We start from the raw sequence: 15,064 nt of genomic DNA, 5'->3' as shown, positions 1-15,064 counted from the left end.
TCAGGGAAGAACCACGTGATATTCAGCCAAAGCGCATGGGTGCTGGCGGCTCTGGGCCTGTCGCTGGGCCTGGCGGGCTGTTCCGGCGAGTCGCAGGGCAACCTGCTGGAGTCGGCTCGCAAGCACATCGAGAAGAAGGACACCAAGGGCGCGGTGATCGAGCTCAAGAACCTTCTCCAGAAGAACCCGGATGACGCCGAAGGGCGTTACCTGCTGGGCAAGCTGATGCTCGACGCGGGCGAAGACGCGGCCGCGAGCGTGGAGTTGCAGAAGGCGCAGGATCTCGGCTTCGACCCCGACCGCGTAGCCCCGCTGCTGGCGCGGATCGCGCTGAGCAAAGGCGACGCCCAGAAGGTGGTCAGCACATACGCCGGCAAGACTCTCAAGCTGCCTGAGGCGCAGGCGGATCTGCAGGTCACCCTGGCCAAGGCCTACATCACCCTGAAGAAGCCGGTCGAGGCTGATGCAGCCGTCAAGGCGGCGCTGTCCGTCTCGCCCAACCACCTCGGCGCGCGTCTGTTGGAAGTCCGTCGACTTGCCGGGCAGAAGGATGTGTCGGGCGCGCTGGCGTTGCTGGACAAGGTCATCGAGTCGGCGCCGGCCGACTCCGAAGCACGGCAGCTGCGTGGAGAACTCCTGCTGGTGACCGGTCAGGAAGACGCGGCCATGGCGGCGTTCCGCGAGGCCATCGATCGCAATCCGAACAACGGGGCGGCTCACACCTCGCTGATCTGGCTTTTGATGGGGCGCAAAGACCTGGCGGCCGTCGAGGCGCAGTTGCAGGTCCTGCGCAAGGTGGCGCCGCAATCGCTGGAGACGATTTTCTTCACGGCTTCTCTGGCCTTCGAGAAGGGGGACGTGAAAACAGCCTACGAAACGGTTCAGCCGCTGGTGCGAAACCTGCCTGATGACCCGATGGTGCTGCAACTCGCCGGTGCCATCGAGTTGAGCAAGGGGCAGTTGATGCAGGCGCAGACGCATCTGGCTCGCGCGCTCCAGGTGGCGCCCGACCGGCCCCGGACGCGGCTGTTGCTGGGTCAGGTCTACGTGAAGTCTGGCGAGCCGACCAAGGCGATCAAGGCGTTGCAACCCTTGGTGGAGGCGGCGGCCCCACCGCGAGAAGCCTTGGTGCTGATGGCTCAGGCGTATCGGGTGGGTGGAGAGTCGGCCAAGTCGGAGCAACTCTTCAAGCAGGCGGCAGCCCTTGACGAGAAGGATGCACGCAGCCGCACGGCGTTGGCTCTGGCCCAGATGGCCAAAGGCCAGACGGAGCAGGGCTTTGAAGCGCTGCGCACCATCTCCTCGTCGGACCCCGGCGTGGCTGCGGATCTGGCGCTGATCAATGGCCATCTGCGCCGTCAGGAATACGACGGCGCCTTCAAGGCCATCGAGCAGTTGGAGCGCAAGCAACCGAAGTCGCCTCTTGGACCCTACCTGCGCGGCCGTGCCGAGTTGCAGCGCAGCAAGGCCAAGGAGGCGAGGGCGGCTTTTGAGAATGCCCTGCGCCTTGACCCAACGCATTTTCCGTCTATTGCAACGCTGGCGTCGCTGGACGTTGGCGATGACAAGTTCGATCAGGCGCGGCAGCGGCTGGAGGCGTTCGTCAAGGCGCGGCCAGGTGATCCTCAGGGCGCGCTTCTGCTTTCGAGCCTGCGTGCCAAGTCGGGTGCTGGCCCGGCGGAAGTGCAGGATGCCCTGGTTCAAGCGATCAAGGCGAACCCGTCAGAGGTGGTGCCCCGGGTGGCGCTGATCAATGCGATGCTGGAGCGCAAGGATTTCAAGGGCGGGATCGCCGCCGCGCAAGAGGGACTGAACTTGCTGCCTGACAACCCCGAGTTGTTGGACGCGCTGGGTCGCGCGCAGTTCCTGTCGGGAGACCAGAATCAGGCCATCACGACGTTCACCCGTCTCGCGTCTCTGCAGCCGGCATCGGCGCAGCCCTACCTGCGCCTCGCCGATGTACATCGCGTTCGCAAGGATCTGCCCGCCGCACGCGCCGCGCTACGAAAGGCGCTGGATATCAAGCCCGATTCCGTCGAGGCGAGGCAGGGGTTGATGGCGCTCGAGTTGGGTGTCGGCAACCGCAAGGAGGCGTTGGCCGCTGCTCGTGCCTTGCAGCGCCAGCCCGCCAACATGGCAGCAGGCTTCGCCCTGGAAGGTGATCTTGAATGGAGCGGCAAGAACTGGGCTGCCGCTGCCGGTGCGTACCGCCAATCGTTGGCCAAGCAGCCATCGGTTGACGTGGCCATCAAGCTGCACAGTGCCTTGCTTCGCGCTGGGCAGGCGGATGCGGCTGCCAAGCTCGAGTCTCAGTGGACGAGTGCCCCGTTTGTGTTCTACCTTGGTGACCTGGCGCTCAAGAAGGGGCAGTACGAACTGGCCCGCCAGCGCTTCACGACCGTGGTTCAAGCCAAGCCTGACAACGCTGCGGCGCTGAACAACCTGGCCTGGCTGCTGAACCGGGAGAACAAGCCTGGTGCTCTGGAAATGGCCCAGAAGGCGGTCAAGTTGGCTCCCCAGGAGCCGGCGTTTCTCGACACCCTGGCCGAGATCCATGCCAGCAAGCGGGATTTCGCAAAGGCTTTGCAAATACAGCTCTCCGCGGTTGACGCAGCACCCGACGTTCCGCTCTACCGCCTGCATCTGGCGAGCTACTATCTGAGCAGCAACGACAAGGCCAAGGCGCGCGTTGAACTCGATCGTCTGGCGGCTCTGGGAGACAAGTTCTCCGGCCAGGCGGAAGTGAAGGCGCTGCAGGCGCGGCTTTGACCCGTAACGGCATGGTGCCGAACGGCACATTCACGCGGTAACTCACGATGGCTCAGGTCCGCCGTTCCAGCTTGCAAAAGCGCATGCGAGGCGTGCTGCGCACCGCATTCGGCATGCTGCCGCCCGCCGTGCGCTTCCCGGTGCTGCGCTACATGATCGATTGCGATCCGGCGCCTGATGCCCGGCTCGAACTCAAGATCGCCGAGACCAAGGAAGAGCTCGAAGCGTGCTTTCGGCTGCTGCACGACGCCTATGTCGGCAGCGGCTTCATGAAGCCCCACCCCTCGGGCATGCGCATCACGCAGTACCACGCGCTGCCCACCACCACGACGCTGTGCGCCAAGTACGAGGGGCGCGTCGTTGGCACGATGTCGATGATCCGCGAAGGTGTCTTTGGCTTCCCGCTGCAGGCCATCTTCGACCTGGACCCGTTGCGCAGCGAGGGCGGCAAGATCGCCGAGATTTCGGCACTGGCCGTGCATCCGGACTTCCGCAAGACGGGCGGCTGGATCCTGTTCCCGCTCATGAAGTTCATGTATCAGTACTGCACCAAGTACTTCGATACGCGCCACCTCGTCATCGCCGTCAACCCGGACAAGATCCAGCTCTACGAGGCCCTGCTCTTCTTCCGCCGCATGCAGCAGAAGACCATCGAGGGCTATGACTTTGCCAACGGCGCGCCGGCCGTGGTGGCCTCGCTCGACCTGCGCAAGGCGCCGCACATCTTCCGTGAGGCGTACAAGGGCCGCTCGCTGCGCAAGAACCTCTACAAGTATTTCGTCGAGCTGAAGCTGCCCAACATCCGCCTGCCGCAGCGGCGCTATCACACGACGAACGACCCGGTCATGACGCCGGAGCTGCTCGACTACTTCTTCAACCAGCAAAGCGACCTGTTTGCCAGCCTGGAAGATCGCAAGAAGTCCCTGCTGTGGTCGATCTACACGATGGCGGAGTACCGGCCGGTGCTACCCCTGTTGGAGCTTGATCCAGTGGGGCCGGTGCATGTGCGTCAGCACCAGCGCTTCTCGCTGCGCTGCCCGGGTGTGGTGACCTTCCCCACGCCCAGTGGGCCTCGTCCATTCATCCTCAATGTGATCGAGGTGTCGCTGTCGGGCTTCCAGGCCGAATGCAAGCTCGACGTGGAGGTCGGCCAGGAAGGCGAGGCCCTGATTGAGCTGGGCGAGAACGAGAAGACCACGCTCAAGGTCTCGGCCGTGCGCAAGATGGAAAGCGAAGGCGGTGTCTTCGTCGGCTTCAAGCTCGCCGAGCCGGACCGTGTCTGGCGGGAGTGTGTGGCGGCGCTGGAAGTCGGCCACACGTCCTACGACCTCATGATTTGAGGCCAGGGCGCGCTGGTGGGCGTCGGCGCTTGTCGGAATTGTTTACAGCTTGTGGCGCTGATCCGGCTTGAATTTCCTAAGTCCTTGTTTTTAAAGCAGTTGAGCGAGTTGGCATGGTCTCTGCTTATGTGGTGTGCGGCGAATCACTAGCGCCTTGTTCACCAACAGGAGATTCCAAATGATGTTTTCCAAGCAACTGAAGCTGGCTGTTGTGGCCCTGGCGTTCGGTGCTGCTGGCGCTCACGCAGCGACGGTTGGCCTGCCGGTCACGATCCAGGAAAGCGCCGGCGGCGGCTTCCCCAACCAATTCGTGGCTGACCAGCTCAGCGGCCAGTACGACGAAGTCGTGACGTTCCAGGATGCGAGCCACTTCTCCACCGCCGCGATCTTCAACGCCGGTCAGTGGTTCCGCAACGGCAATGCCCTGTCGACGCAGCTGAACGCCGTCTACCCCCCGCTGTTCCCGGCCTACGGCTACGGCATCTACGCCAAGTTCATCGGTTCCGGCACTTACACGACGGACGGCACGACGACGACGTTCAAGGCCACCTACAACGCCATTGAGCTCTACCTGGACCAAAACCAGGACACCGACTGGAACGTCGGCGGTTCGGCTAGCGCTGTGCCGTCGTTTGGTGACCTCGTGCTGGCAAGCGGCGCAGCCTCGCTGACCGACGACCTGCTGCTGGGTACGGCTTCGCTGACGCTCGCTGCGGACGGCAATTCGAGCGGCTCCGGCCTGGCGAACGGTAACTTCGAGATCCTGTTCGGTGACTTCCAGCTGAAGAGCCCGGACGGTGAGGCTTACTTCATCGCCCCGCGTCCCTTCCACATCAAGCTGGACCTGAACGGTAACTTCCAGTCGTTCATTCCGGTGTCGGGCCAGAGCATCCAACTGCTCAACAACTCCGCCAACGCCTTCTTCGTGCCGGTGCCGGAACCGGGCGCCCTGGCCCTGGTTGGCGCTGCCTTCCTGGCCGTCGGTGTGGCCAGCAAGCGTCGCAAGTCGGCCTGAGATTCGGCAATAAGCCGCGCTGCTCTGGCAGCATGAAAGCGCCCCGCTTGCGGGGCGCTTTTTTATTGGTGCTTGCCGAGGGCGTGGTAGTACCATCCCCGGCAGTTTCTCAACACGATTCAAGAGGCGTCGATGGCAACCATGGGTGAGGGGAAGCGCAAGTCCGCCGACGAAATCGCCGAGGCCTACAAGTCAGAGCCGTGGTGGTATGACGTCCGCGGTTTTTTCATCCTCACTTTTGCCTATAACAGCACCTTGACCGAACAGGTTCGGCTGTTCGGCTCGAATATGGGCGCCAGGCATCTCGATGTGGCCTGCGGAACAGCTACCCTGCTGGACCTGGTGCTGAAATGGCGCCGCTGGAAGAAGCTCCCCAAGGTGGACATCGTCGGGGTGGACTACGCCGAATCCATGCTGGCTGGCGCGATTCGCCGGTTCAGGGGGCAGCCCGGTTTTCGATTCGTCCATGCCGATGCGGCCGAGATGCCGTTCGAGGCGAACGAATTCGACACCGTCAACATCGCCAACGCCATCCACTGCCTGCCGCAGGTCGATGCGGCGCTCAAGGAAATGGTGCGGGTGCTCAAGCCGGGCGGTACCTGGGCGGGCAATGTGCTGCTGTACCCAACCCGGCGCGGCATCCTGGCCGCGATTGCCAACCGCATCAACGCCTGGGGTATCCGCAAGGGCATCCTCGTGACGCCTTATGAGCGAGAGGATATTCGTGCCCGTATCGTCGGGGCGGGTCTGCAGATCGTCAGCGAAGAGGTTTCGGGTAATTGCTACAACGTCATCGCCCGCAAGCCCTGATACCGAGGTGACTGTTTGAATTCCGCTTTTGATTACGCCAGTGCCTTCTCGCGCAATATCGGTTGGGTGACCGAGGCTGAGCAGCAGCGACTGCGCGGGGCGCGAATTGCGATCGCCGGGCTCGGAGGTGTCGGTGGGGCGCATCTGTTGACGCTGGCTCGCCTGGGATTGGCTCGGTTCAATATTGCTGACTTCGACCGCTTTGAAGTTCATAACTTCAACCGCCAGGTGGGCGCCATGATGTCCACCCTCGATCAGCCCAAGGCCTCGGTGCTTGCCGACATGGCGCGCGACATCAATCCCGAGGCGGACGTGCGGGTGTTCGGCGATGGCGTCAACGAGGGCAACGTCGACGAGTTCCTGCGTGACGTCGACGTCTATGTCGACGGCATCGATTTCTTCGCCATCAAGGCGCGGCGCCTGCTGTTCAATGCCTGCCATGCGCGTGGCATTCCGGCGCTCACGGCGGCGCCGCTGGGCATGGGCGTGTCGCTGCTGTATTTCAAGCCGGGTGGCATGAGCTTCGAGCAGTACTTCCGGGTCGACGGCAAGAGTGAGGTGGAGCAATACGCGCGTTTCATCGCGGGCTTGTCGCCGGCGATGCTGCAGCGCAGCTATCTCGTAGCGCCCGAGGCGGTCAATTTCCAGGAGCGGCGCGGGCCATCGACCATGATGTCCTGCGACCTGTGCGCCGGCATGATGGGCACCTCCGTCCTCAAGGTGCTGCTCAACCGCGGGCATTTGCGCGCGGCACCGTGGGCCATGCAGTTCGATGCCTATCACCAGAAATTGCGCTACACGTGGCGGCCGTTCGGCAATGCCAATCCGTTGCAGCAACTGTTGATGGCCTTCATCCGGCCTGCCTTGAAGTTGTAAGCCGGCCCCGCACTGGCGGGGTGTTTGGGCGGGGGTCGTTCAGGGTCGGAAGGAAATCGCCCGAGCCGGGTCTTTTTCACGCGGCAGCTGCCGCGTCATCCCCCTGCCTTGGGGCGCTCCGGCTGTTTTCCGCCAAGGGGGCTGTGGCATGATCACCCGCTTTCAGCTAGGGCTTGGCGGCCCGGGCTGTCGCCATCATTAGAGCAGGGGATTCCATTGAAGCAGCTTCACCGCACTCAAGGTTTTACTGAGACATTGAAGTCCGCCGCGAACGGCTTGTTTCGTCGCACGGCGCGAACCCTGACCCTGACGATGGCAGCCGGTTCGGTGATGCTGTCGGGCTGCAGTGTGCTAGGTGGGGCTTCCTATCCGCCTGCCCCTGTGAACGCCGCAACAGACGAGTACAGCTACATCATCGGTGCTGGCGACAACCTGAGCATCCAGGTCTGGCGCAACCCCGAGCTGTCGATGTCGGTGCCGGTGCGCCCGGACGGCAAGATCGCCGCGCCGCTCGTCGACGAGATGATCGTGCAGGGCAAGACCTCGGTGCAGGTTGCCCGCGACGTCGAGAAGCAGCTCAGCAAGTATGTCCGCGACCCCGTCGTCACCGTCATCGTGACCAATTTCGTGGGCCCCTACAGTGAGCAGATCCGTGTGGTGGGCGAGGCGGCGCGGCCGCAGTTCCTGGCCTACAAGCAAAAGATGACGCTGCTCGACGTGATGATCGCCGTGGGTGGCCTGACCGACTTCGCTTCCGGCAACAGCGCCACCATCCTCCGCACGGCCGAGGGCAACAAGCAGTACTCGGTGCGCCTGAAAGACCTCATCAAGCGCGGCGACGTGTCGGCGAATGTCGACATGCGCCCCGGCGACATCCTCATCATTCCGCAGAGCCTGTTCTGATCTTGCGGGCACGCGAGTTCATGCGTGCCGTGGCTGCTTTGCATTAACAGGGACTGTTCTCGATGGATTTGCTGATTGGTCAGCTTCTGAACATCGTTCGGCGGATGTGGAAGTACCGCTGGGTGGGCCTGGCTGTCGCTTGGGTGGCCGGCGTGGTGGGAGCTGTCGTGGTGTTCGTGCTGCCTGACCGTTACGAGGCCAGCGCGCGCATCTACGTCGACACGCAATCGATCCTGAAGCCGCTGATGTCCGGCCTGGCCGTGCAGCCGAACGTCGAGCAGCAGGTCACGATGCTCAGCCGCACGCTGATCAGCCGGCCCAACGTCGAGAAGCTGGTGCGCATGGCCGACCTGGATCTGAAGAATCAGTCCAAGGCCCAGCAGGAAGCGACCATCGAGACCGTCACGGCCAACCTCTCCATCCAGAGTGTCGGTCGCGACAATCTCTACATCCTCGGCTACCGGGACAGCAACCCCGAGACGGCCAAGCGAGTGGTGCAGGCCCTGGTTTCCATCTTCGTGGAGTCCAGCCTGGGGCAGACGCGCGTCGGCAGTGCGACGGCCACGACCTTCATCAACGAGCAGATCAAGACCTACGAGGCCAAGCTCGAGGAAGCGGAAGGCCGGCTGAAGGAGTTCCGTCTCAAGAACTTGGCCAATATGTCCGGCGACGGCAAGGATGCCGCCGCACGCATCTCGGAATTGAGTGGCCAGCTTGAGCGAGCCCGCCTGGAGTACCGCGAGGCCGTCAACGCCCGCGATGCGGCCAAGGTTCAGTTGGAAGCCGAGAAGGCCCGTGGCGGTGCGCAGACCACGACGCAAAGTCTGTTGCAGGAGTCCACGGCGAGCATCGCCACGCCTGAGCTCGACGCCCGTCTGGCTGACCTGCGACGCAATCTCGATGGGCTGCTGCAGCGCTACACCGAGCAGCACCCCGACATCATCAGCACCCGCAAGCTCATCAAGGACCTGGAAGAGCAGCGCAAGAAGGAGCTGGTCGAGCTGCGCAAGCAGGCGATGAACACGCCCAGTGTCACCATTGGTCAGCAAAGCGGTTCGCCCGCCGTGCAGGAGCTGGTGCGCATTCTGGCCACCACTGAAGTGCAGGTGGCCTCGTTGAAGGCCCGGGTCGACGAATACACGGCTCGCTACGCCCAGGCGCTGTCAGCGCTGAAGACGGCGCCGCAGCTCGAAGCCGAAGCCGCCCAGCTCAACCGCGACTACAACATCCACAAGCGCAACTACGAAGAGCTGGTGCAGCGCCGTGAACAGGCCTCCATCTCGGGCGATCTCGACGTGGCTTCCGGCGTGGCCGACTTCCGCGTGATCGACCCGCCGCGCGCCAACCCGAAGCCCGTGGCGCCGAACCGCCTGCTGCTGCTGGCCGGTGCGATGGCCGCGGCCCTGGGTATCGGTGTGTTCACGACCTTCGCTGCCAGCCAGCTGCGCCCGGTGTTCCACGACGCCAACGACCTGCGCTCTCGCGTCGAGCTGCCCATCCTGGGCGTGGTGACGCGGCTGGTCACGGATGCCGACCGCGCGCGCCAGCGTGTGGACCTGATTCGTTTCTCTGCCGGAGCCGGGGGCTTGCTGGTGATGTTTGCCGTCGCATTGACGGTGTTGGCTGTGCAACTGAGCCGGCAGGTGGTGTGACATGACGAGCCTGATTGAACAAGCCGCCCAGCGCCTGGAGCAACTGCGCCAGGCGGGCGTGGTGCTGCCGGGCGATGAGCAAGGCCAGCCGGCGCCTGACAACGCCATGCCTCCCGTGGCCCCGGCGCCGGCTGTGCAGGCGGCTGCTGCTGCGCCTGTTGCAGCGCCCGCGGTGGGGCTGTCGCTGCAGGAAGACGGCCATCACCCGTCGTCCAAGCGTGTCGAGCTCGACGTGGTGGCCCTGGCCGCCCAGGGTTTCCTGATGCCCCACACGCCGCGTTCGCAGACCGGCGACCAGTACCGCGTCATCAAGCGTCCGCTCATCAAGAACGCCATGGGCAAGGGCGCGGCCACCATCAACCACGCCAACCTGATGATGGTCACGAGTGCGCTGGCCGGCGAGGGCAAGAGCTTCACGTCCATCAACCTGGCACTCAGCATCGCCGCCGAGCTGGACAACACCGTCATGCTGGTCGATGCCGACGTCGCCCGGCCGTCGGTGCTGCGCATGCTCGGTCTGCCGCAGGGCCCGGGGCTTCTGGACGTGCTGGAAGAGCGCGTCGAGATGTCCGAAGTGCTGCTGCGCACCAACGTCGAGAAACTGACCATCCTGCCCAGCGGCACGCCGCATCCGCGCGCGACCGAACTGCTGGCCAGCGACGCCATGCGCCAGCTGCTGGACGACATGGCCAAGCGCTACCCTGACCGCATCATCATCTTCGACTCCCCGCCGCTGCTGCTGACGACGGAGTCCCGTGTGCTGGCGTCGCACATGGGTCAGATCATCATCGTCGTGCATGCCGAGAAGACCGCCCAGAGCGCGGTTCAGCAGGCCCTGGCCGCCATCGAGACCTGCCCGGTCAAGATGATGCTGCTCAACCAGGCCAGCCCGAACGCAGCGGGCGGCTACGGTTACGGGTACGGCTACGGGTATGGCTACGGCTACGGATACGGCTATGGCAGCAATGACGCGCCTCAGGCCTGAGACGCGTCTGCTGCCGCTGGCTGTTGCGCTGCTTTCCCTGGCTGCCCAGGCCCAGGAAGGGCAGGGCGGGCGTGGTGCGATCACCCCGCGGTTCTCGCTCACCCAGACCTGGACGGACAACCTGCGGCTGTCCGATCAGAACAAGGATGCGGCCCTCATCACGACCGTATCGCCTGGCATCAGTGTCTCGCGCAACTCAGGCACGTTTCGCGGCAGCCTCGACTACTCGCTCAACGGGATCAGTTACCTGAAGACGGATGTGCCGTCGCAGATCCAGAATGCCCTGTCCGCAAACCTGCAAGCCGAACTGCTGCCCCAGACCTTGACGGTGGAGGCGCAGGCGAATATCGCTCGGCAAAACGTGTCGGCCTTCGGTCAGCAGGCCAATTCGGTCCTGGGCACGGGTGGCGTGTCCCCTTTGAGCAATCTGAACAGCCGTGAGGTCGGCAGTCTGACCGTCTCGCCCCAGTGGCGCTCGCAGCTGGGCGGCCTTGCTGCGGTCAGCTTGCGGGGCAACCTTGCCATGACGGAGGTGCGTGGCAGCGCGCTCGGCGACAGCCGGAGCACGGGCGCGACGCTCCAATTGACCCAGCTCAGCCCTGGCATCCTGGGTTGGTACGCGCAGGCCTCTACGCAGCAAATGCGGCCCAAGCTGGCCCAGGCCAACCGCAACAGCACGCTCACGCTCGGCGCCAACTACCGTCCCGACCCGGACCTGGCCCTCAGTGCCAACGTGGGTGAAGAGCGCAGCAACTACCTCAGTGCGTCTGGAGAGGCCAATGACAGCCGGACCTGGGGCGTCACGGGCGACTGGACGCCGACCTCGCGCACCCGGCTGTCGGCCAACTACCAGAGCCACCGCTATGGCGATACGCGGGGGCTGGTGTTCGAGCATCGCATGCGCAACTCGGTCTGGCGCTACTCCGACACGCGCAGCGTCATCGTCGGCAACTCCGGGTCTTCTGGCAGCGTCCGCACCAACTACGACCTTTACTCGCTGCTCTTGACCTCCGTCGAGCCCGACCCGGTCAAGCGTGACGCGCTGGTGCGCGCCGCGCTGCAGTCCCTGGGGCTGTCGCCGGATGCGCCTGTCTCCCAGGGCTTTCTGTCGTCCGGCCCCAGCCAGACGCGCAGCCAGCAGCTGAGCTTCACCCTGCAGGGTGTGCGCACCAACGTGACCGCTGCAGCCACGCGGACCTTGTCTTCCCGGTTGGGCAGCGGCTTGAACCAGGGCGACCTGGCGACCAACGCCTTTGTGGAGCAGCGTTCCTACTCGCTGTCGGGCAGCTACCAGCTGTCGCCGGTCTCGGGGCTGTCATTGACGGCCTCGCGCCAGGAGAGCCAGGGCGACGGGACCGGCCGCGCCACCCAGTTGACGAGCTGGTTTGCCAACTGGAATACCCGACTGGGTTCCGGTCTCAGCGTGCAATTGGGCGCGCGTCACAGTCGTTTCGAGAGTACTGCGCCATATTCCGAGAACTCGGTCTACGGCACGGTCTCCCAACAGTTCTGACATGGAATGCTCCGGCTGCTCGCACTCGGCTCGGCGCCAGAAGGCGCTGAAGGCTGGGTTGCGAGTGTCATGGGGCCAGCGATATGTATGAAGCCTTCTACGGCCTGAGCAGCAAGCCCTTCCAGCTCAGCCCGGACCCCAACTTCTACTTCGGCAGCAAGCAGCACCGCCGCGCCAAGGCCTACCTGGACTACGGCGTGTTGCGCAACGACGGCTTCATCGTCATCACCGGCGAGATCGGCGCCGGCAAGACGACGCTGCTGCGCGGCCTGCTGGACAGCCTGAACCGCAGCAACGTCGTCATCGGCAATGTCGTCACGACTCAGCTTGATGCCGAGGACACCCTGCGCATGGTGGGCGCCGCCTTTGGCGTGCGCGTGAAGGATGCGCCCAAGTCCGAGCTGTTGATGACGCTCGAGGCCTTCTTCGTGAACCAGGTGACGCAGGGCAAGCGCTGCCTGCTGATCGTGGACGAGGCGCAGAACCTGACGCCCCGCGCGGTGGAAGAGCTGCGCATGCTGTCCAACTTCCAGTTCAGCAACCAGTCGCTGTTGCAGACCTTCCTGGTGGGACAGCCCGAGTTCCGTGGCATCCTGCAAAAGCCCGAGATGGAGCAGTTCCGCCAGCGTGTCGCGGCCACCTGCCACATCGGCCCGCTGGACGAGGACGAGACCCAGCGCTACATGGAGCACCGCCTGAAGTGCGCGGGCTCCGTGGGCAAGCCCACCTTCGACCACGACGCCTTCCCGGCCATCCACAAGGCCAGCAACGGCATCCCGCGCCGCATCAACCGCTTGTGTGATCGGCTGCTGCTGCTCGGCTTCATGCAAGGGCGCACCCACCTGACGCTGGCTGACGTGAAGGAAGTCCTGCGCGACATCGCCCAGGAAAGCGAAACGCCGCGCCACAGCGACGCCAGCCCGCTGGACAGCGCACCGGCCAAACTGCCCGACAGCCGCCCCGCCGGGTTGGACAGCGCACCCGGCAACCTGGATGTCGCCAAGCTCAAGATGAGCGTGGCCGAGGTCGAGGGCTTGTCCTCCGAGATCGCAGCCCTGAGCGCCGATCACCACACCGACCGCCTGCAGCGCCTGGAGCGCAGCATGATGCGCCTGGAGCGCATCAACCTGCAGACCCTGGCGCTGCTGCAGAAGCTCGTTGACGCCGTCAAGCAGCACTGACAGCGAGGTTGCCATGCTGATGCCCACCCCGACCCGCCCCTTGCGCAATGCGATGAGCATTGACGTGGAGGACTACTTCCAGGTCTCCGCCTTCGCGCCCTACATCCGGCGCGACGACTGGAACGGCCTGGAATGCCGGGTCGAGCGCAACATTGACCGGATCCTCGCGCTGCTGGCCGACAGGCAGGTCAAGGCCACGTTCTTCACCCTCGGCTGGATCGCGGAGCGCTACCCGCAGGTGGTCAAGGCCATCGTGGCCGGTGGCCATGAACTCGCCAGCCACGGCTATGGCCATGAGCGCGCCAGCGACCTCAATCCGGCCGCCTTCCTGGACGACATCCGCCGCGCCAAGCACCTGCTCGAAGACCTCGGCGGCGTGCCGGTCGTCGGCTACCGGGCGCCGAGCTTCTCCATCGGCAAGGCCAATCTGTGGGCCTTCGATGTGCTCCGCGACGCGGGCTACCACTACTCCAGCAGCGTCTACCCCATCGCCCACGACCACTACGGCATGCCCGACTCTCCGCGCTTCGCCTACCCGGTGCGAGAGGGCCTGCTGGAGATCCCCGTGACCACGGTGCGCATGGGTTCGCGCAATCTCCCCAGCAGCGGTGGCGGCTACTTCCGCCTGCTGCCCTATGCGCTGTCGCGCTGGATGATCCGCCGCGTCAACGAGGTCGATGGCCAGTCCGCCGTCTTCTACTTCCACCCCTGGGAGATCGACGCCGAGCAGCCGCGCGTGGCGGGCATCGATGCGAAGACGCGCTTTCGTCATTACGTGAACATCTCGCGCACCCACGACCGCATCGCGAAGTTGCTGGAAGACTTCCGCTGGGGCCGCATGGACGAGATCTTCCTCGGCCGCGATGTGCGGCCGCCGGCTGCCACGGCAGCTGCCGCCCTGAGCCCCGCCTGAATGAGCGCGCCCCTCCGCATTGCGCGTCTGGACGCGCAGGACCCCGCCTTGTCCGCGCGCTGGGATGCCTTCGTGCTGGCCCACCCGCAAGCCACGTTCTTCCATCGCAGCGGCTGGATGCGCGTCATCCAGCGCGTGTTCGGCCATCCCTGCTATTTCCTGTTTGCCGAGCGTGACGGCCAGATCGAAGGCGTGCTGCCGCTGGCCGAAGTGAAGAGCCGCCTGTTTGGTCATGCGGTCACGAGTCTGCCCTTCGCCGTCTATGGCGGCGTGGCGGCGCTCAACGACGAGGCCGCCGCCGCGTTGGAGGCCGAAGCCGAGCAGATCGCGCGAGGGCAGGGCGCGGCTCACCTGGAGTACCGCTACCTCGGTGCCACGCGCCACGCCGACTGGCCGCGCCAGGACCTCTACGTCACCTTCCGCAAGGCCATCCTGCCGGACGAAGAGGCCAACATGCTGGCCATTCCGCGCAAGCAGCGCGCCATGGTGCGCAAGGGCATCAAGAACGAACTGCGGGCCGACATCGACCCGGGCGTCGAGCGCTTCTTCGCGCTGTATGCCGACAACGTGCGCCGACACGGCACGCCCGCCATGCCCAAGAAGTACTTCCAGGCGCTGCTCGACGAGTTCGGGCCCGATGCCGAGGTGCTGACCGTGACCGCGCCGGACGGCAAGCCGCTGTCCAGCGTGCTGACCTTCTACTTCCGCGACGAGGTGCTGCCCTACTACGCGGGCGATGACGAAGCCGCCCGTGACCTGGCGGCCAATGACTTCAAGTACTGGGAGCTGATGCGCCGCGCCTGCGCCCGCGGGCTGAAGGTGTTCGACTACGGTCGCAGCAAGCAGGGCACGGGCCCGTATGCCTTCAAGAAGAACTGGGGCTTCGAGCCGCAGCCCTTGTCCTACGAGTACCGGCTCTTCAAGCGCGACAGCATTCCCCAGAACAACCCGAACAACCCCAAGTACCAACTGATGATCAAGGCCTGGCGCAAGCTGCCGCTGGGCGTGGCGAACTGGCTCGGGCCATTCATCGTGAAGAACCTCGGCTGAGACCGATGCATGGCGCCCGCACGCTCATTTCGATCGCGCACCCCGAAGGGATCTCAC

The 15,064-nt window shown here is 64.7% G+C and carries 12 protein-coding genes; all 12 read left to right on the top strand.

What is annotated here, in order from left to right; genetic code table 11:
* The first annotated feature begins 15 nt into the window (after nucleotides 1–15).
* The 12 genes from prsT (at nucleotide 16) to CDO81_RS03220 (ending at nucleotide 15,007) form a co-directional block, all read left to right on the top strand.
* Nucleotides 16–2,769, top strand: a complete 2,754-nt coding sequence (gene prsT, locus CDO81_RS03275) for an XrtA/PEP-CTERM system TPR-repeat protein PrsT (RefSeq protein WP_158218152.1) — start codon at nucleotides 16–18, stop codon at nucleotides 2,767–2,769.
* 83 nt (nucleotides 2,770–2,852) lie between these two features.
* Entirely contained in the window at nucleotides 2,853–4,109 is a 1,257-nt protein-coding gene (locus CDO81_RS03270) for a GNAT family N-acetyltransferase (RefSeq protein WP_241516886.1), read from the top strand.
* A 178-nt stretch (nucleotides 4,110–4,287) separates the two neighbouring features.
* Nucleotides 4,288–5,124, top strand: a complete 837-nt coding sequence (pepA, locus tag CDO81_RS03265; protein WP_088481703.1) for a flocculation-associated PEP-CTERM protein PepA — start codon at nucleotides 4,288–4,290, stop codon at nucleotides 5,122–5,124.
* A 132-nt stretch (nucleotides 5,125–5,256) separates the two neighbouring features.
* Nucleotides 5,257–5,934 (top strand): class I SAM-dependent methyltransferase, encoded by a 678-nt coding sequence (locus CDO81_RS03260; RefSeq protein WP_241516824.1) that lies wholly within the window; start codon nucleotides 5,257–5,259, stop codon nucleotides 5,932–5,934.
* Nucleotides 5,935–5,949: 15 nt separating this feature from the next.
* The gene (locus tag CDO81_RS03255; RefSeq protein WP_088481701.1) at nucleotides 5,950–6,810 is read left to right on the top strand and encodes a ThiF family adenylyltransferase; all 861 of its coding nucleotides are present in this window, start codon (nucleotides 5,950–5,952) and stop codon (nucleotides 6,808–6,810) included.
* Between the two features lie 312 nt (nucleotides 6,811–7,122).
* Complete coding sequence (locus CDO81_RS03250) at nucleotides 7,123–7,713, top strand: XrtA/PEP-CTERM system exopolysaccharide export protein (RefSeq protein ID WP_420893062.1); 591 nt, start codon at nucleotides 7,123–7,125, stop codon at nucleotides 7,711–7,713.
* A 62-nt stretch (nucleotides 7,714–7,775) separates the two neighbouring features.
* A complete protein-coding gene (locus CDO81_RS03245) occupies nucleotides 7,776–9,365 on the top strand; it encodes an XrtA system polysaccharide chain length determinant (RefSeq protein ID WP_088481700.1) in 1,590 nt (529 codons plus the stop codon).
* Between the two features lies 1 nt (nucleotide 9,366).
* Entirely contained in the window at nucleotides 9,367–10,350 is a 984-nt protein-coding gene (locus tag CDO81_RS03240; RefSeq protein WP_088481699.1) for an XrtA-associated tyrosine autokinase, read from the top strand.
* On the top strand, nucleotides 10,322–11,863 hold the full coding sequence (locus tag CDO81_RS03235; protein ID WP_158218151.1) for a TIGR03016 family PEP-CTERM system-associated outer membrane protein: 1,542 nt from the start codon (nucleotides 10,322–10,324) through the stop codon (nucleotides 11,861–11,863). The genes CDO81_RS03240 and CDO81_RS03235 overlap by 29 nt, the downstream gene beginning before the upstream one ends.
* Nucleotides 11,864–11,946: 83 nt before the next feature.
* A complete protein-coding gene (locus CDO81_RS03230) occupies nucleotides 11,947–13,044 on the top strand; it encodes an XrtA/PEP-CTERM system-associated ATPase (protein WP_088481697.1) in 1,098 nt (365 codons plus the stop codon).
* Nucleotides 13,045–13,057: 13 nt separating this feature from the next.
* Nucleotides 13,058–13,957 (top strand): XrtA system polysaccharide deacetylase, encoded by a 900-nt coding sequence (locus tag CDO81_RS03225; protein WP_088481696.1) that lies wholly within the window; start codon nucleotides 13,058–13,060, stop codon nucleotides 13,955–13,957.
* Nucleotides 13,958–15,007, top strand: a complete 1,050-nt coding sequence (locus tag CDO81_RS03220; protein ID WP_088481695.1) for a FemAB family XrtA/PEP-CTERM system-associated protein — start codon at nucleotides 13,958–13,960, stop codon at nucleotides 15,005–15,007.
* Nucleotides 15,008–15,064: the final 57 nt, after the last annotated feature.

It is taken from the genome of Roseateles puraquae (genome assembly GCF_002205845.1).
Lineage (GTDB): Bacteria > Pseudomonadota > Gammaproteobacteria > Burkholderiales > Burkholderiaceae_C > Pelomonas > Pelomonas puraquae.
The sequence above is the reverse complement of the archived record's forward strand: the minus strand, read 5'-3'. Positions and strand labels throughout refer to the sequence as shown.